A 17,188-nucleotide genomic window follows, 5' to 3' on the forward strand; every position below is an offset into this window, starting at 1 on the left:
GTAAGGCTGGCGGCGCATGATACGCAGCGCGGTCAGCCGCCGCCACTCCGAAGCACGCCATGCGCCGTCCACCACAACGCGTTTCGGGCTCCGAGTATCCCGGCGGCACGCGCGGCGGAGGACGAATCCGGAAAAAGACCGAAACAGGTGGCCCCGCTGCCGGACATTCGCGCCATCAGACAGCCGTCCTGCGTCTCCAGCGCGGCGAGCACGTCCAGAATGACGGGCGCCAGGGCAATGGCCGGTGGCTGGAGATCGTTGTGGCGCTCGCGCAAGGCGCCAGCCAGGGCCGAGGCGCGGTCCGCGGCGGGCAGCGGCGCCGGTGCACGAAACGCGGTGACATCGGCGTCGAAACGCCTGAAGACGGCCGGCGTGGCAACAGCGACGCCGGGATTCACCAGCACGACCCAGCAAGGCGGCAACGGCGCCGCGTCCGTGAGGATTTCGCCGATCCCGGACACCTGGGTCGGGATACTGCGCACGCAGGCGGGAATGTCGGCGCCCAGTCCTTCGCCGATCCGCTCCAGCGCTGGCGGAAGCAGACCCAGCCCCCAGACGCGGTTCAGCAACCGCAAGGCAGCGGCCGCGTCCGCCGAGCCGCCGCCGATGCCTGAGGCAACGGGCAGGTTCTTGGTCAGGCGGATCAGCGCCCCCTGCCGCGCCGGACCGGCGATGTCCGATAATGCGCGTGCCGCGCGCAGCACCAGATTGTCGTCACTGGCCGGAATGTCACCTGCGAATGGACCGTCCAAGGCCAGCGACAGAGTATCGGCAGGCTCGACGCTCAAGCGGTCGCCGATATCCGTGAAGACGAACAGGCTGTCGAGCTCATGATAGCCATCATCGCGAATGCGGGTGACGTGGAGATAAAGGTTGAGCTTGGCCCATGCCGTTTCAGCCAGCACGGTGCCTGCGGATGCCGTGTCCAAGCGTTACTTCTCGCTGCGCTTTTCGGTGTCGAGGCCCGATTTGATCTTGGCCTCGATCTTCACCAGTTCCTCGGCCTCGGGTTTCATCGCCGCGGCATGACGCCACTGGAAGGTCGCATCGAGGCGGCGGCCAGCCTGCCAGTACGCATCGCCCAGATGATCGTTGATGGTCGGATCCTCCGGAATCAGCGCGGCGGCCTTCTCCAGCCATTCGACGGCTTCCGTATAGCGGCCCAGTCGATACAGCGCCCACCCGAGGCTGTCGACGATGTACCCATCGTCAGGCCGCTGCTCGACCGCCTTCTGGATCATGACGAGCGCCTCGTCCAGCTTGACGCCCTGTTCGATCAGGCTGTAGCCCAGATAGTTGAGCACGAGCGGCTGATCGGGCGACAATTGCAGCGCCTTGCGGAAATCGGCCTCGGCCTCCTGCCACATTTCCATCCGTTCGAAAGTGATGCCACGCGCATAGAACAGCGCCCAGTGACGTTCCGCCGGGGTCCCGATCTTGGCCATGACCTTGTCATAGGCGGCACGCGCCTCGGGAAACCGCTCCTCGCTGCGCAGCGTATCGGCCAGCGACGTAAGAACGTTCAGGCTTTCGGGTCGCTCGGCGAGCATGCCCTGGAGCGCCTCGATCGATTTCTCGGGCTTGTCCATCTGGTTATAGAGCAGTGCGGCCTCGAAGCGGGCGTCCCAGCCGAGAACCGGGTCATCCATGACGGCCTTATACGCGGCAAGCGCCTCGTCGTACTGTCCGTCCCGGTCGAACACGTCACCGAGCAGCAGATTCGCCACCGGGAAATGGGGCTTCAGCGCCAGCGCCAACTGAAGATACATGACGGCGGAACCGCGCGAACGCTCCTGCGCCAATGCACGGCCGGTGCTGAAGAAGGCTTCGGCCGCGCCATCGGCTGCGGTCTTGATGACCGGATAGAGCGCGCCGTCATCGCGCACGCCCTGCTGGGCGGCTTCGATGAGAACGTTGCTCGGATAGGAATGCAGATAGGCGGCATAGACCGCCTTGGCCTGATCAGTCTTGCCGTGCCGCTCGAGGAAACGGCCATAGGCCAGCACAAGGCGCAGATCAGCGCCCTTCTGCAGCGCGATGGCCTCGTCATAGGCGGCCGTGGCCTCCTCGACCCGACCGGCGAAATCGAGGATGTAGGCGCGGTGGGTCTTCATGAAAATCACGAAGCCCTTGTTCGCGGCAAGCTGGTCCAGATCCGCCAGCGCGTCGTCCGTCTTGCCTTCCGCCGCGTCGATCCAGGCGGAGATGACCGGGGCCATCAGCTCGACGATACCATTACGCGCCATACCGTCGATCCGCGTGCGCGCCTCGGCGAGCTTGTCGCGCTTCAGATCATCCGCCAGCAGGACCAGATCGGTCAGACCGGTGGGCTTTTCCTTCAGGTCCGCGAGACGCTGGGCCATGCGCACCGCGTCGTCGTGACGGCCGCCCGCGATGGCGATGGTGAAGGCCTGATGCACCAGTTCTGTGTTGTTGGGATCGCCCGCGACCGCCCGGATGTAGTAGTCAGCCGCCGCTTCCGTGTCGCGGTTGACGATGGCGAAGCGGCCGGAGAGGTAGTCGCCGAAAGCCTTGGCGTCCGCCGCTTCCGCGGCGTCAGCCGCTTTGCCGATCACCGAATTTTGCTGCGTCGCGAACGCCCCCGAAGGGACTACGGTCAACGCGCCGCCGATCAATACAACCCGGCCCAGGGCCTTGAGGCCTGGTAGCACTCTGGAGGCTTTTCCGCGCCCCCGCCGGGATATTGCCGTCATTCCGCCCCTTACATGTTCGGGTAATTTGGTCCGCCGCCGCCTTCGGGCGTGACCCACACAATATTTTGCGTGGGATCCTTGATATCGCAAGTCTTGCAGTGCACACAATTTTGCGCGTTGATCTGCAATCTCGGATTAGCCCCGCCATCATCGCGCACGATTTCGTACACACCGGCCGGGCAATAACGCTGTTCCGGCGCGTCGTACTTGGCCAGATTGACCTCGATCGGAACGCTGGGATCCTTCAGCGTCAGGTGGATCGGCTGGTCTTCCTCGTGATTGGTGTTCGAAATGAACACCGAGGACAGCTTGTCGAAGGTCACGACGCCGTCCGGCTTGGGATAGGCGATGGGCTGGAATTCAGTCTTCGGGCGCAGACCTTCGTGGTCGGCCTTCTTGTGCTTCAGCGTGAAAGGCAGCTTACCGCCCAGCCAGCCGCCGATTCCGGTCATGAGCACGCCGGGAATGAGGCCATAGGCGAACGCCGGCTTCACGTTACGGACCGCCTTCAGATCCTCGTAGACCCAGGAATTCTCATAGGCCGTCACATAGGAACTCAGCGTATCGTGCCCTTCCGAGCCGCGCTTGAGCGCCTCGAACGCCGCCTCGGCGGCCAGCATGCCGGTCTTCATGGCATTGTTGGAGCCCTTGATCTTCGGCACGTTCATGAAACCGGCGGTGCAGCCGATCAGCAGGCCGCCCGGGAAGGCCAGTTTCGGCACGGACTGGAAACCGCCCGCGGTCAGGGCACGCGCGCCATAGGCGATGCGCTTGCCGCCCTCGAAGGTCGGCCGGATATCCGGATGGCTCTTGTAGCGCTGGAATTCGTCATAGGGAGACAGATAGGGATTGGCATAGTCCAGGCCCATCACGAAGCCCACGGACACCAGGTTCTCGCCGAAATGGTAGAGAAACGAGCCGCCATAGGTGTTCATGTCCATCGGCCACCCGAAGGTGTGCTGGACGTAGCCGGGCTTGTGCTTGGAGGGATCGATCTCCCACAGTTCCTTGATGCCGATGCCGAACTTCTGCGGGCCGATGCCGTCGCGCAGGCCAAACTTGTCGGTCAGCTGCCGGGTCAGGGAGCCACGCGCGCCTTCCGCGAAGAAGGTGTACTTCGCATGCAGCTCGATGCCCTGGGTATAGTTCGGCCCGTGCGTGCCGTCGCGGTGGACGCCCATGTCGCCGGTCGCGACGCCCTTGATGCTGCCATCTTCGTGATAGAGCACCTCGGCGGCGGCGAAACCCGGATAGATCTCGACGCCATGTTCCTCGGCCTGGGTCGCCAGCCAGCGGCAGACATTGGCGAGGGACACGATGTAATTGCCGTCATTGTGCAATACGGGCGGCATGATGAAGGTGGGGAAACTGACCGAGCCCTTTTCGGTCAGGTACATGAATTTGTCCTGCTTGCAGGGCGTCTCGAGCGGTGCGCCACGCTCTTTCCAATCGGGCAGCAACTCGCTGAGCGCGCGCGGCTCGAACACCGCGCCGGACAGGATATGCGCGCCGACTTCCGAACCCTTCTCGATGACGCAGACGCTGAAATCGACGTCGTTCTGTTGGCACAGCTGTTTCAACCGGATCGCCGCTGCCAGTCCCGCGGGACCGGCGCCGACGATGACCACGTCGAACTCCATCGATTCACGTTCCATTACGCGCCCCTTGTGTTTTCGCTCCTGAGCAGCCCGCCTTATATGCGCCGCAGGGCGCAGGGGTCAACGTTCGGGGCATGGCCCCCGGCCGCGATTGCACCAATTCCTGGCCGCGGAGAGCAAGCCTAACCCGTTTCAGTGGTTGTGCGGCTGGAATCCAGCCAGCTTCTCCGGCGCTACCTCGGACTGGTGCTTGGCCTTCCATTCCTCATAGGGCATGCCGTAGACCACTTCACGCGCGGTGCCCTTGTCCATCGGCACGCCGCGTTCACTGGCAGCTTCCTGATACCAGTTGGACAGGCAGTTCCGGCAGAAACCGGCCAGGTTCATCAGGTCGATGTTTTGCACGTCTGTACGCTCGCGCAGATGTTCGACCAGGCGGCGGAAAGCGGCGGCTTCCAGTTCTGTCTGCGTGACGGCGTCCATATCGGTGCTCCTCGATGTGGTTTTGTCATACTATATGCCCCGGATGATCATACAGCCAACACAGCGAGCCCTGAAATTCACGGAACCGGCCAGACCATGATGGAAGATCGAGACGCCCTGCTTGCCCTGCTGCGCTGGCAGGTCGAGATGGGCGCCGATGAAGCCATTGGCGACGCGCCGGTCAATCGCCTTGCCGAGCCCGTGAGCCGGGAACCGGCCGAACCGCGCTCGCCGACGCCTGCCGCTTCAGGTGGCATGCCGGAGCGCGCCCGCGCTCCGTCCTCGCTGCCCCTGGAACCCGTGCAGGAATCCGTCTCGGCGGCGCGACGCATCGCCGACGCCTGCGCCACGCTGGAGGATCTGCGCGCCGCGCTGGGTGAATTCGACCAATGCACGCTGAAGGCGACCGCCACCAATCTGGTTTTCGCCGACGGAAATCCGGCCAGCGGACTGATGTTCATCGGCGAGGCGCCGGGTGCCGACGAGGACCGCCAGGGCACACCCTTCGTGGGCCAGAGCGGCAAGCTGCTGGACAAGATGCTGGCCGCCATCGGCCGCGACCGCCGATCGGCCTACATCACCAACATCACCTTCTGGCGACCGCCGGGGAACCGGGCGCCGACGACACTCGAGGCCGAACTGTGCCTTCCCTTTCTCGAGCGTCATATCCAGCTCGTACAGCCCCGGCTCATCGTTCTCCTGGGAAAATCTGCCGCCGCAACGATCCTTGAAACGCAGGAAGGGATCACTCGCATCCGGGGAAAATGGCGCAGTTACGGCAAGAACGGGCTCGACGTACCGGTCCTGCCTACCTACCATCCAGCCTATCTGCTGCGTCAGCCTTCGGCGAAGCGCGACGCCTGGCAGGATTTCCTCAAGGTGAAAACCCGGCTGGAATCACTCGACACCCCTCAGTAACGAGACCGACGGAACAGAACGAACGCATGAAAGCACGGTTAGCAAACATCACCGCGGCAGGGCTCGCCCTGTTGATGACGACAACGGCAATCGGCCAAACGCCCGCCACGCAGAGCACCCAGACACCAGCCTCTGCCGCGGCGGCCAAGACCGTGCCGATGGGCATCGAGCCGCGTGTCCTGACCGCCAGCGACGCGGCGCTGTACCAGAAGGTGTTCGAGCTGCAGCGCGGCGGCAACTGGGCCGAGGCTGATAAGCAGATCAAGAAAATCCAGGACACGGCCCTGATGGGCCACGTGCTGCATCAGCGCTACATGCATCCGACCAAGTACCGCTCGAGCTATATCGAGCTGCGCGACTGGATGACCCTGTACGCGGACTATCCCGAGGCGGACGAGATCTACGCGCTTGCCATGAAGCGCAAGCCGAGAAAGGAAGTCGCGCCGGTTCCGCCCGTGCCCCAGCGCTACGTTCCTCCCGTAACAACCAGCGACGCCCAGCCGCTAAGCCCGCAGGAGCAGGCGCGCCGAAACCGAGCGGCGCAAGTGCGCGCATCGATCGCGTCGGCCCTGGCGGCGCGCGAACCGGAAAAGGCCGAAAGCCTGCTGAAGGCGGTGAAGGGCAAGGATGTTTTCGACGACGACGCCTATGGCACTCAACTGTCGCTGATCGCCAAGACCTATTACTTCAACCAGAAGTACAAGAAGGCGCTCGATCTGGGCGACGATGCGGTCGACAAGGGCAAGGGCGACATCGCCGAGGGCGCCTGGGTGGCCGGCCTTTCCGCCTGGCGCATGGGCAAGTACGGCAAAGCCGCCAAAATGTTCGAGAAAACCTGGGACGCCCCTGATTCGGGCACGCAGCTGGGTGTGGCCGGCGCCTATTGGGCGGCGCGCGCGCACATCAAGGAGCGCGAGCCGGAAAAGGCCGTCGCGCTGTTGGAAAAGGCCGCCGAGGCGCGCCGGACCTTCTATGGCATCCTGGCGGCACGGCAGCTGGGTATCGTGCCGGCCTATGACTGGACGCCGCCGACGATCACCCAGGGCGACCTGAACGAGGCGCTGTACTATCCGGGTGCGCGCCGGGCCGTCGCCCTGGCGCAGATAGGCGATCAGATCACCGCCGATGAAGAGATGCGGCTGGCCATGCGCCGTCTGGGTCCGGACGTGCCCCGCGACGGACTGGTGAAGGTGGCGGCGCGGCTGGACTTCATCGGTGCCGCCGTGACCTTGGCACGGTTCACCGAACGCAAGGGCGGCGCGATCGTCGAACCGGCCCTGTTCCCCATGCCGTCTTGGCAGCCGGAGGACGGGTTCAAGCTGGACCGGGCGCTGCTTTATGCCTTCATGCGCCAGGAATCAAATTTCATGGTCCGGGCCACCAGCTCGGCCGGCGCGCGCGGTCTGATGCAGCTGATGCCCGCCACCGCCGGCTACATCGCCGGCGACAACAGCCTGAAGGACCGCAATTCGGAACGGCTGTACGACCCCTCCTTCAACATGAAGCTGGGCCAGAAATACCTGATGTACCTGTTCGACAAGGGGGTGACCCAGAACAACCTCATCCTGGTCGCGGCCTCGTACAATGCCGGTCCGGGCAATGTGGCCAAATGGCTGGCGCGGGACGATTCCGGCAATGACTGGCTGCTGTTCATGGAATCCATCCCGATCTTCGAGACACGCGCCTACGTGGAACACGTTCTCGAGAACCTCTGGGTCTACAGGGCCCGGTTCGGTCAGCCATCCGCATCGCTGGACGCCATGGTCGTCGGCGCCGCGCCGACCTATGACCGCCATGACAACCGGGAACTGGCATCGCAATGAGTGGGATCGACGAGAGCAGGAATTTCGTGCCGGTCAACATCGCGGTGCTGACCGTGTCGGATAGCCGGACGCTGGAGGATGACAAGTCGGGCCAGACGCTGGTCGATCGCTTGACCGCCGCCGGCCACCTGCTCGCAGCCCGTGCCATCGTGACCGACGACATCCCGGCCATCGTCGACCAGCTCCGCGCCTGGATTTCCGACCCGGATGTCGATGTGGTGATCTCCACCGGCGGCACGGGTGTAACCGGCCGGGATGTCACCCCCGAAGCGTTCGAGCAGGTCTACGAGAAGAAGATCGAGGGCTTTGGCGAGGTGTTCCGCATGCTCAGCTACAAGCTGATCGGAACCTCGACCATCCAGTCGCGCGCCACCGGCGGCGTCGCCGGCGGCACCTATCTGTTCGCCCTGCCCGGCTCGCCCGGCGCGTGTCGCGACGGCTGGGACGGCATCCTGAAGGACCAGCTGGATTACCGGTTTCGGCCCTGCAATTTCGTCGAACTGATGCCCCGGCTGCAGGAACACGTGACCGGCCGCGGCAAGTGATGCTGGACCACTTTTGCGCTACCGCCTGAACTCTCACGCCAAACACTGACGATAGAAGACACGCAGGCATACGTGTTAGCACATCAAAAATGTTCTTGTTTTGTTCTATTTTGCCGCTCTATTGTTTCGAGATGTCACGCTCCTACAAACCGCCACGAACCGTCCACGACGTCCAGCCCGACGCCCGGAGGGGGCGCGGATCGGCGACGCGCACCACCGGGCGGTTCGAGCGCTTCCAGACCCAGGTCTTCGACGATGGCTGGGACACCATCGACGAGGAGCCGCCGCCCCTGCGGACCACGGTCCAGCCGGATACGGCGCGCACCGTCATCAGCTACAACCAGTCGCCGGATATCGCCTTCGACCGGTCCATCAACCCCTATCGGGGATGCGAGCACGGCTGCGTCTACTGCTTCGCGCGTCCCAGCCATGCCTATCTGGGTCTGTCGCCGGGGCTCGACTTTGAGAGCAGGCTGTTCGCCAAGTTCGACGCGCCCGAGGTGCTGGAGAGGGAACTGCGCCGGAAGGGGTACAAACCGGCCGTGATCGCGCTGGGCGTCAACACGGACTGCTATCAGCCCATCGAACGAATTCACGGCATCACCCGGCGTATTCTGGAGGTGCTGAGCGCCTTCAACCATCCGGTGACCATCATCACCAAATCCCAGCTGATCCAGCGCGACCTGGACATCCTGGCCGACATGGCGAGTCGCAATCTGGTCAGCGCGGCGGTCTCCCTCACCTCGCTGGACCGGGCCCTCGCACGGCGCATGGAGCCGCGGGCGGCGACGCCGTCGCGGCGTCTCGCGACGCTGGAGGCGCTGAACAAGGCCAGCGTGCCGACCACCGTCATGACCGCGCCGCTGATCCCGGGGCTTAACGATCACGAGATCGATGCGCTGCTTCAGGCCGCGCGCGATGCCGGCACCGGGCGGGCCGGTTACGTGCTGCTGCGCATGCCCTACGAGATCAAGGATCTGTTCCGCGACTGGCTGGAGGAGCACTATCCCGACCGCGCCCGGAAGGTGATCAACCTGGTCAGATCGACCCGTGGCGGCAAGGATTACGACGCCAGTTTCTTTACCAGGGGCAAGGGCGAAGGTCCCTATGCGGAGCTGATCGCCCAGCGGTTCCAGGCGGCGTGCCGCCGTCTCGGCATGGACCGGCCGCGGCATGCGCTCGATCTGTCCGCGTTCCAGCCGCCGCTCGCCGATGGTGACCAGTTCAGTCTTTTCTAGCCGGTTTCATGTGCTAAAGAATCCCCATGCCGGATTTTTCCATCGAACTGGAGATCGGCGGCATTGTCGCCGGCGTGGATGAAGCGGGGCGCGGCCCGTGGGCCGGGCCTGTGGTGGCGTCGGCCGTCGTGCTGGACATCGCGCGTGTTCCAGACGGCATCGACGATTCCAAGAAACTGCCGCGCGACCGGCGTGAGCATCTGCACGGGCTGATCGTGGCGTCGGCCCATGTGGGTGTCGGCATTGCCACGGTCGAGGAGATCGACCGCATCAATATTCTACAGGCCACGTTCCTGGCCATGCTGCGCGCGGTGGAGGCCTTGCCCGTACGACCTCACCACCTTCTGATCGACGGCAACCGCTGCCCCAAGGACGCACCGTGTCCGACACGCCCGGTCATCGGCGGTGACGCTACCAGCCTTTCCATCGCGGCGGCCTCGATTATCGCCAAGGTGACGCGCGACAGGATCATGGCGGAACTGGCCACCGCGCATCCCCACTACGGTTGGGAGCGGAACGCAGGATATGGTACGCCCGAGCATCAACGAGCACTATCGATGGTGGGAATAACCCCTCATCATCGCAAAAGCTTCTCGCCCATATATCGACTCATGAATCAGGATTCACCAACAAGTGTTTGATTCAACACCGTGAATCGCCGAACTTAATAGTTGACGTGAAGAATCGCCTGACTCACCATGGCGCGAATCGGTCCCAAGGCCGAGCGACATAATGAGGGCGGAAACAAATGGCAACCGAGACCGTAAGGGTCGACACGATCATCGAAGGCGACTGTATCGAGGCGATGCGCGCCCTGCCCGACAAATCCGTCAATCTGGTGTTTGCCGATCCGCCCTACTTCCTGCAGCTCAAGCAGGATCTGCACCGACCCGACAATTCCAAGGTCGATGGCGTGGACGACGACTGGGACAAGTTCGCCGATTTCGGCACCTATGACAATTTCACCCGCGCCTGGCTGACCGAGGCGCGCCGCGTGCTGAAGGATGATGGCGCCCTGTGGGTGATCGGCACCTATCACAACATCTTCCGTATCGGCGCGGCGCTGCAGGACCTCGGGTTCTGGATGCTGAACGACGTCGTATGGCGCAAGACCAACCCCATGCCGAACTTCAAGGGCACCCGCTTCACCAATGCCCACGAGACGCTGATCTGGTGCGCCAAGGACGAGCACCAGAAGCGCTACACCTTCAATTACGAGGCCATGAAGGTCTCCAATGACGATCTCCAGATGCGCTCCGACTGGCTGTTCCCGATCTGCTCGGGCCGCGAGCGCCTGAAGATCGACGGCCACAAGGCCCACGCGACCCAGAAGCCGGAAGCCCTGCTGCATCGGCTGATCCTGGCGACCACCAATCGCGGCGACGTCATCCTCGACCCGTTCTTCGGCTCGGGCACGTCCGGCGCGGTGGCCAAGAAACTGGGCCGCCACTACATCGGCATCGAGCGCGAGCGCCGCTATATCGACGTCGCCCGCGAGCGCCTGTCCAAGGTCCGCACCCTGCCCGACGACGTGACCGAGATCACCGAATCCAAACGGTCGCAGCCGCGCATTCCGTTCGGCACCGTGGTCGAGCGCGGCCTGCTGCCGGCCGGCACCATGCTGTTCGACCCGACTCGCCGCCATCGCGCCAAGGTCCGCGCCGACGGTTCGCTGGTGGCGCTGGACGCCACCGGCTCGATTCACCAGATGGGCGCCCGCGTCCAGGGCGCGCCCGCCTGCAATGGCTGGACCTTCTGGCACTTCGAGGACAAGGGCGCCCTGATCCCGATCGACCTGCTGCGCCAGAAGATCAGGTCGGAAATGGTGATCTAGGCTTTTCCCCGCGCGGCCTTTACCACCTTGGTCATCACCGTCGGCAGCGCGTAATCCTTCAACCGATCCAGCCGCGCCCAGACGCCATCGACCGGGCCCCGCCCCAGCATTGCGCCGCGCATGACATCCAGTTCCAGCCGGAAGTGGGTAAATACGTGGATGACGGGTTCGTCCACGGCTTCCCAGGCGACCTGGGCGGGTGCGTGGGACCAGCCATCGGCGGCGTCGTCCTCGGTCCACGGGCTGGAGGGAATCTCCATCATGCCGCCGAGCAGTCCTTCCTCGGGCCGGCGCCGGAGCAGCACCTCGCGGCCACCCACACCCTCGCGTTCGAGCCAGAACGCCATGCCGTAGCGCGTCGGGCGCGGCTTCTTGTCCTTCTTGTGCGGCAACTCGCCGGCAATGCCCGCGATCCGCGCCGCGCAGTGCGCCGACCACGGACACACCATGCAGGACGGATTGCGCGGCGTGCAGACGGTCGCGCCCAGATCCATCATCGCCTGCGCGAAGTCGCCGGCCCGCCGGACCGGTGTGATCTCGGCGGCGCGGCGATAGATCTCGGGCCGCGAGTCCGGCAGCGGATCCTGGATGGCATGGAGACGGCTGATGACGCGCTCCACATTGCCGTCGACCACGGTGGCCTGCCGGTCGAAGGCGATGGCGGCGACGGCCGCCGCCGTATAGCGCCCGATACCGGGCAGGGCCAGCAACGCGGCCTCCTCCGACGGGAAGCGGCCCCCATGCCGCTCCACCACCGCATTGGCGCATTTGTGCAGATTGCGCGCCCGAGCGTAGTAGCCCAGCCCGGCCCATTCCGTGAGCACATCGTCCAGCGGCGCGGCGGCCAGGTCGGCGACGGTGGGCCAGCGGGCGAGAAACCGGGCGAAGTAGCCCTTCACGGTGGCGACGGTCGTCTGCTGCAGCATGATTTCGCTCAGCCAGACCGCATAGGGATCGGCGGGGGCGCCGGGCAAGGCCCGCCACGGCAGGATGCGGCGATGCCGGTCGTACCAGTCGAGCAGGTCGCTCTGCAGGGTCTGCGCGGGAGTCTTGGTCATGGGCGGGCGGTTCTCCGGGGAAAATCGTTGCCAGCCGGAAGGCGCGCTGTCAAAAGAGTCCCATGAGCGCCAAACGCACGAGCACCGGAACACGCCGCTTCGGCGAGTTGGCCAGGCCGTTGCTGACGCCGGCGCTGCGCCGGCAGGGTTTTGCCCAGCACGAAATCGTGACGCGCTGGCGCGACATCGTCGGCGCCTTGCTGGCGTCCCGCTCGCTGCCGGAGAAATTGCAGTTCCCCTCGGCCGAGCGCACCGGCGGCGCCCTTTTCATTCGCGTCGAAAGCAGCTTCGCGCTGGAGTTCCAGCATCTCACACCCCAAATCCTTGATCGGGTGAACACCTATTACGGATACCGGGCGGTGACGAAGCTGATTCTGAAGCAAGGTCCGATTCCACGCCCCGCGCCCCTGCGACGGCAACCGCCGGCGCCCCTGTCGCCCGAGGTGGAACGCGACCTGAACGAAAGCCTCGACGCCCTGAAGCCCGGCCCGATGCGGGATGCGCTTGCCCGGCTTGGCCGGAAAGTGCTGGCAGACCCCTCACCCTAAAGGGCGCACCGCTCGGTTCTTGTCGATGCCCCCAGAAATCCGTATACTCACACAACATCTTGTGGATCGCCATGACACAGCATCAAAATCGACTGTCTTCTGTTTTCCGCTTTCCCGCCGCCGCGCTGCTTGCGCTCGGCCTCTTCGTCGCCGGCTGCAACGACGGCGACGCCAGCGGGCCTGACGAAAAGGAAGAACAGACCGACGCCGCGCCTGCCGCCGCCGAGGAAACCGCGCCCGCCGACCTGCAGCCGATCGCCGGCGTCCCGCTGGGCGACATGGCCGAAGGCTCGGTGGATGCGCCGATCACGGTGATCGAATATGCCTCCATGACCTGCTCGCACTGCGCCAGCTTCCAGCAGACCACCTTTCCGCTGCTGAAGCGCGACTTCATCGACACCGGCAAGGTGCGCTTCATCGTGCGGGAGTTTCCGCTCGACCCTTATGCGGTGGACGCGTCCATCCTGGCCCGCTGCACCGGCGAGGAGAATTTCTTCGCCGTGGTCGACAAACTGTTCGCCGAGCAGGGCAAGTGGATGCCGGCTCCGGGCCCGATCAACGAAGTCTCCCAGAACGCGACACGCGGCCGTCTGGCCGATTACGGCGAAGCGGTTGGCACCAGCGAGGAGCAGTTCCAGGCCTGTCTGCGCAACAAGCCGCTGAAGGAACAGATCGCCAACCGGATGGAAGAAGCCAAGTCGCGCTACAACGTGCATGCCACCCCGTCGATCGTTATCAACGGCACGCTGTACGAAGGCTCGCGCGCCTATGGCGATCTGGCCAAGTTCCTCAACGACCAGCTGCCCAAGCAATAGGATCACCGGAGACAGGGCTTGCAGTTCCAGCGCCTCAGACTGACCGGGTTCAAGTCCTTCGTCGATCCGACGGAGCTGTACATCGAGCCCGGTCTGACGGGGATCGTCGGACCGAACGGCTGCGGCAAATCCAATCTTCTGGAAGCCCTGCGCTGGGTCATGGGCGAGACCAAGCCGTCGAACATGCGCGGCGAAGGCATGGACGACGTGATCTTCGCCGGCACGGCGGTACGGGCGCCGCGCAACCTGGCCGAAGTCACCCTGATGATGGACAACACCGACCGGACCGCGCCGGTCGCGTTCAACGAACATGAGCAGATCGAAATCTCGCGCCGGATCGAACGCGAGAGCGGTTCGGTCTACCGGCTGAACGGCAAGGAGGTTCGCGCCCGCGATGTCCAGCTGCTGTTCGCCGATCTGGCGACCGGCGCGCATTCCCCGTCGCTGGTGTCGCAGGGACGGATCAGCGGCATCATCAACGCCAAGGCCAAGGACCGTCGCGCGATTCTCGAGGAAGCTGCGGGCACCAGCGGCTTGCATTCGCGCCGGCACGAGGCCGAGCTGCGCCTCAAGGCCGCCCAGACCAATCTGGAGCGGCTGGCGGACGTGATGACCCAGATCGAGGCCCAGCTGGCCAGCCTGAAGCGGCAGGCCCGGCAGGCCGCGCGCTACAAGACACTGAGCGGACGGCTGCGCGCGACGGAAGCGCTGATGCTGCACCTTCGGTGGCTGCACGCCACGGGCGCGCTGGAGATGGCGCAAAAGGCCCTGAAGGAAGCCGAGGCGCTTGTCGCCGAGCGCACTCGGGTCGCGGCGACCGCGAGCACCGCTCAGGCCGAGGCAAGCGCGAGATTGCCGCCCCTGCGGGAGGCGGCCGCCGAGGCAGCCGCGGCGACACACCGGCTCAAGATCGAACAGGACAATCTCGATGCCGAAGCCCGGCGGCTGCGTGACGCCATCGCCGGCTTGCAATCGCGGCTGAGCCAGATCGTCGCCGACATAACCCGCGAGGAGACCCAGGCACGCGACGCCGCCGGTCATCTGGAACAGCTTGTCGCGGAACGCGCGGCGCTGGCCAAGGAAGAGGACGGGCATCCCGCGCGCATGGCGGCGGCCAACCTCGCCGTCGACCGGGTCGCGGCGGAAACCAGCGAAGCCGAAGCCGCGCTTGATGCCCTGAACGCCAAGGCGGCGGAAGCCTCGGCACGACGGCGCGGCCTGAGCGATCAGGCCGGCCAGCTGGGCCAACAAGTCAACCGGCTGCGCGAGCGCCTGCAGGCGACCGAATCCGAGAAATCCCGGCTCATGGCGGGCAAGGCCGCCGACAACGCCGAGGAAGACGCGGCGAGGGCCGTCGACGCCGCACGTGCGCGGGTCGAGGACGCCCGGGCCGACGCCGAGGCCGCCAGCGCCGCCCGCGCCGCTGCGCAGGCAGAAGAAGCCGAGGCACGCGGCGCGTTCGATGAAATCCGCGGTCGAGTCCGCGAACTGCAGGCCGAGGAACGCGGACTGGCCGCCGTTACCGCCTCGTCATCGCGCGGCGGCTTCACGCCCATCCTGGACCGCATCAAGGTGAAGGCCGGCTACGAAGCGGCCCTGGCGGCGGCGTTTGGCGATGATCTCGACCTGTCCGATAGCAGCGAGGCCGCGACATTCTGGCAGACGCTGCCGCCGGCCGCCGACCAGCCTTTACCCGAAGGCGTCAAGGCGCTTGGCGGTTTCGTCACCGGTCCCGCCGCGCTCGATAGGGCCTTGGCGCAGATCGGCGTGATCGACGCGGCGGAAGGCGACCGGATGCAGGCCGGGCTTCGTCCCGGACAGATCCTGGTCAGCCGCTCCGGCGATGCCTGGCGTTGGGACGGCAAGGTTGTCCGCGCCGGCGCGCCCAGCGCCGCGGCGACACGGCTGGAGCAGCGCAACCGGCTGGAGGCCGTGCGCCGCGACCTCGCGGAGGTGGAACAGAGCCTGACCGCCACGCAGCAGGGACTTTCCGTGCTGGTGGATGCTCTCGACACGGCGTCCACACGCGACCGGCAGGCCCAGAAGCTGGTACGCGAGAGCGAAGAAGCGCTGATCGCGGCCCGCAACGCGGAAACCCGCGTCGCCAAGCAGCTGGCCGAACAGAACAGCCGCATCGCGGCGTTGCAGGACACCGAGGCGCGGCTGCGCGAGGAGCTGGCCGGCAACGAGGCACGGCTCGCCGAAATCCGCCAGTCGCTGGACGGGCTGCCGCCGGCCGACAGTTTCAACGAACCGGTGCAGCAGGCCCGCAAGGCGGTCGAGTCCGCGCGCAATGCCTTGGGCGAGGCCAAGGCCGCGCGCGACACCCTGACCCGCGAAGCCGGCTTTCGCGCCAACCGGGTCGCCGCCATTGGCCGGGACGAACTGGCCTGGAAGAACCGCGCCGCAGGCGCCGCCACCCAGTTGAGCCAGTTGACCGCGCGCAAGACCGAGGCCGAGGTCTCGCTCGAAGAACTGCGCGACCAGCCTGCCGGCATTGAGGACAAGCGTGCCCGTCTCGCCGAACAGATCACCGCGTCGGAGGAACGCCGCCAGGCGTCCGCCGCCGACCTGGCCGCCGCCGAATCCGAGCTGTCCCGCCTGGATGCAGCGTCGCGGGCCGCCGAGCAGGATCTGTCTCGCTCCCGCGAGGCGCGCGTCCGCGCCGAGGCCGACGCCGAGCACGCGCAGGAGCGCTTCGACAACGTGGTTGCCCAGATCGCCGAGGATCTGGATTGCAGGCCCGACGAAACCCTGGGCCTCGCCGAACACGACGAAGAGACGCCTCTGCCCGATATCGAGGACGTGGCCCAGCGCCTGGATCGGCTGCGGCGCGAACGCGACACCATGGGACCAGTCAATTTGCGCGCCGACGACGAAGCCGTCGAGGTCGAGACACAGCTCGCCACCATGATCCGCGAACGCGACGATCTCGACGCGGCGATCGGCAAGCTGCGGCACGCCATCGCCGCGCTGAACAAGGAGGGCCGCGAGCGGCTTCAGGCCGCGTTCGGCACGGTGAACGAACACTTCCGTGCCCTGTTCACCGATCTGTTTGGCGGCGGCGCCGCTCATCTGGAGTTGTCGGAATCGGACGATCCGCTCGAAGCAGGGCTGGAGATCTACGCCAGTCCGCCCGGCAAGCGTCTCCAGCACCTGTCCTTGCTGTCGGGCGGCGAGCAGGCGCTGACCGCGCTAGCGCTGATCTTCGCCGTGTTCCTCACAAATCCCGCGCCCATCTGCATTCTCGACGAGGTGGACGCCCCTCTCGACGATGCCAATGTGGAGAGATTCTGCAACCTGTTGCATCATATTTCAGGAAAGACCGGCACCCGCTTCCTCGTGGTCACGCATCACGCACTCACCATGGCGAACCTTCACCGCTTGTTCGGTGTTACAATGTCCGAGCGCGGCATCTCGCAACTGGTTTCCGTTGACCTGGGAGAAGCCGAGCAACTGGTGGCCGCCGAATAAGTCCGCGTCGTTATTGGACTATGTCGGCATGACGATTTTTGCATATCAGTCAATAACTTATGGCGTTCCCCCGTTTGCTTGACAGTCCAGGGGGTCCCGCCTATGGTGCCAGCGCCTTTGGGGAACCGAGTCGTGGTGCC

14 protein-coding genes are annotated in these 17,188 nt (G+C 65.3%); 9 read left to right on the forward strand and 5 right to left on the reverse strand.

Features of this window, described 5'->3' with window-relative positions; all coding sequences use genetic code 11:
• Window positions 1-32 precede the first annotated feature (32 nt).
• The 4 genes from WJU17_RS06365 to WJU17_RS06380 all read right to left on the reverse strand — a co-directional run bounded on the left by WJU17_RS06365 (window position 33) and on the right by WJU17_RS06380 (window position 4,795).
• Entirely contained in the window at window positions 33-929 is an 897-nt protein-coding gene (locus WJU17_RS06365) for a 4-(cytidine 5'-diphospho)-2-C-methyl-D-erythritol kinase (RefSeq protein ID WP_346326495.1), read from the reverse strand.
• A gap of 3 nt (window positions 930-932) precedes the next feature.
• Window positions 933-2,576 (reverse strand): tetratricopeptide repeat protein, encoded by a 1,644-nt coding sequence (locus tag WJU17_RS06370; protein WP_346326496.1) that lies wholly within the window; start codon window positions 2,574-2,576, stop codon window positions 933-935.
• A gap of 146 nt (window positions 2,577-2,722) precedes the next feature.
• Window positions 2,723-4,369, reverse strand: coding sequence for an electron transfer flavoprotein-ubiquinone oxidoreductase (locus WJU17_RS06375; RefSeq protein ID WP_346326497.1), 1,647 nt, complete (start codon window positions 4,367-4,369; stop codon window positions 2,723-2,725).
• A gap of 135 nt (window positions 4,370-4,504) precedes the next feature.
• A complete protein-coding gene (locus WJU17_RS06380; RefSeq protein WP_346326498.1) occupies window positions 4,505-4,795 on the reverse strand; it encodes a DUF1244 domain-containing protein in 291 nt (96 codons plus the stop codon).
• A gap of 96 nt (window positions 4,796-4,891) precedes the next feature.
• On the opposite strand from WJU17_RS06380, the gene WJU17_RS06385 reads away from it, so the two are divergent.
• From WJU17_RS06385 to WJU17_RS06410, 6 genes are all read left to right on the forward strand, one after another.
• Window positions 4,892-5,713: a uracil-DNA glycosylase gene (locus tag WJU17_RS06385; protein ID WP_346326499.1), complete on the forward strand. Its 822-nt coding sequence runs from the start codon at window positions 4,892-4,894 to the stop codon at window positions 5,711-5,713.
• Window positions 5,714-5,787: 74 nt separating this feature from the next.
• A complete protein-coding gene (locus WJU17_RS06390) occupies window positions 5,788-7,536 on the forward strand; it encodes a lytic transglycosylase domain-containing protein (protein WP_346326500.1) in 1,749 nt (582 codons plus the stop codon).
• On the forward strand, window positions 7,533-8,081 hold the full coding sequence (gene moaB / locus WJU17_RS06395; RefSeq protein ID WP_346326501.1) for a molybdenum cofactor biosynthesis protein B: 549 nt from the start codon (window positions 7,533-7,535) through the stop codon (window positions 8,079-8,081). Before WJU17_RS06390 ends, moaB begins: the two co-directional genes overlap by 4 nt.
• A 131-nt stretch (window positions 8,082-8,212) precedes the next feature.
• A complete protein-coding gene (locus WJU17_RS06400) occupies window positions 8,213-9,319 on the forward strand; it encodes a PA0069 family radical SAM protein (RefSeq protein ID WP_346326502.1) in 1,107 nt (368 codons plus the stop codon).
• Between the two features lie 26 nt (window positions 9,320-9,345).
• Window positions 9,346-9,960, forward strand: a complete 615-nt coding sequence (locus WJU17_RS06405; RefSeq protein ID WP_346326503.1) for a ribonuclease HII — start codon at window positions 9,346-9,348, stop codon at window positions 9,958-9,960.
• A 107-nt stretch (window positions 9,961-10,067) separates the two neighbouring features.
• On the forward strand, window positions 10,068-11,153 hold the full coding sequence (locus WJU17_RS06410; RefSeq protein WP_346326504.1) for a site-specific DNA-methyltransferase: 1,086 nt from the start codon (window positions 10,068-10,070) through the stop codon (window positions 11,151-11,153).
• On the opposite strand, the gene mutY is transcribed toward WJU17_RS06410, so the two are convergent.
• Window positions 11,150-12,211, reverse strand: coding sequence for an A/G-specific adenine glycosylase (gene mutY, locus WJU17_RS06415; protein ID WP_346326505.1), 1,062 nt, complete (start codon window positions 12,209-12,211; stop codon window positions 11,150-11,152). The genes WJU17_RS06410 and mutY overlap by 4 nt on opposite strands.
• Before the next feature lie 62 nt (window positions 12,212-12,273).
• Between mutY and WJU17_RS06420 the strand changes: the two genes are divergently transcribed.
• The 3 genes from WJU17_RS06420 (at window position 12,274) to WJU17_RS06430 (ending at window position 17,048) form a co-directional block, all read left to right on the forward strand.
• Window positions 12,274-12,759 carry a DciA family protein gene (locus tag WJU17_RS06420; RefSeq protein ID WP_346326506.1) on the forward strand — a complete coding sequence of 162 codons (486 nt, stop codon included), beginning with the start codon at window positions 12,274-12,276 and terminating at the stop codon, window positions 12,757-12,759.
• Between the two features lie 71 nt (window positions 12,760-12,830).
• Complete coding sequence (locus tag WJU17_RS06425; RefSeq protein ID WP_346326507.1) at window positions 12,831-13,574, forward strand: DsbA family protein; 744 nt, start codon at window positions 12,831-12,833, stop codon at window positions 13,572-13,574.
• A gap of 18 nt (window positions 13,575-13,592) precedes the next feature.
• Window positions 13,593-17,048 carry an AAA family ATPase gene (locus WJU17_RS06430; RefSeq protein ID WP_346326508.1) on the forward strand — a complete coding sequence of 1,152 codons (3,456 nt, stop codon included), beginning with the start codon at window positions 13,593-13,595 and terminating at the stop codon, window positions 17,046-17,048.
• Window positions 17,049-17,188 lie beyond the last annotated feature (140 nt).

It is taken from the genome of Iodidimonas sp. SYSU 1G8 (assembly GCF_039655775.1).
Taxonomy (GTDB): domain Bacteria; phylum Pseudomonadota; class Alphaproteobacteria; order SMXS01; family SMXS01; genus RI-34.

What these genes read in the sequence shown, in the direction of transcription:
- WJU17_RS06410 (WP_346326504.1), top strand. Translation starts at nt 10,068, where the DNA reads ATGGCAACCGAGACCGTAAGGGTCGACACGATCATCGAAGGCGACTGT.
- mutY (WP_346326505.1), bottom strand. Translation starts at nt 12,211, where the DNA reads ATGACCAAGACTCCCGCGCAGACCCTGCAGAGCGACCTGCTCGACTGG.
- WJU17_RS06425 (WP_346326507.1), top strand. Translation starts at nt 12,831, where the DNA reads ATGACACAGCATCAAAATCGACTGTCTTCTGTTTTCCGCTTTCCCGCC.
- WJU17_RS06390 (WP_346326500.1), top strand. Translation starts at nt 5,788, where the DNA reads ATGACGACAACGGCAATCGGCCAAACGCCCGCCACGCAGAGCACCCAG.
- WJU17_RS06380 (WP_346326498.1), bottom strand. Translation starts at nt 4,795, where the DNA reads ATGGACGCCGTCACGCAGACAGAACTGGAAGCCGCCGCTTTCCGCCGC.
- WJU17_RS06385 (WP_346326499.1), top strand. Translation starts at nt 4,892, where the DNA reads ATGATGGAAGATCGAGACGCCCTGCTTGCCCTGCTGCGCTGGCAGGTC.
- WJU17_RS06400 (WP_346326502.1), top strand. Translation starts at nt 8,213, where the DNA reads ATGTCACGCTCCTACAAACCGCCACGAACCGTCCACGACGTCCAGCCC.
- WJU17_RS06420 (WP_346326506.1), top strand. Translation starts at nt 12,274, where the DNA reads ATGAGCGCCAAACGCACGAGCACCGGAACACGCCGCTTCGGCGAGTTG.
- WJU17_RS06375 (WP_346326497.1), bottom strand. Translation starts at nt 4,369, where the DNA reads ATGGAACGTGAATCGATGGAGTTCGACGTGGTCATCGTCGGCGCCGGT.
- WJU17_RS06405 (WP_346326503.1), top strand. Translation starts at nt 9,346, where the DNA reads ATGCCGGATTTTTCCATCGAACTGGAGATCGGCGGCATTGTCGCCGGC.
- moaB (WP_346326501.1), top strand. Translation starts at nt 7,533, where the DNA reads ATGAGTGGGATCGACGAGAGCAGGAATTTCGTGCCGGTCAACATCGCG.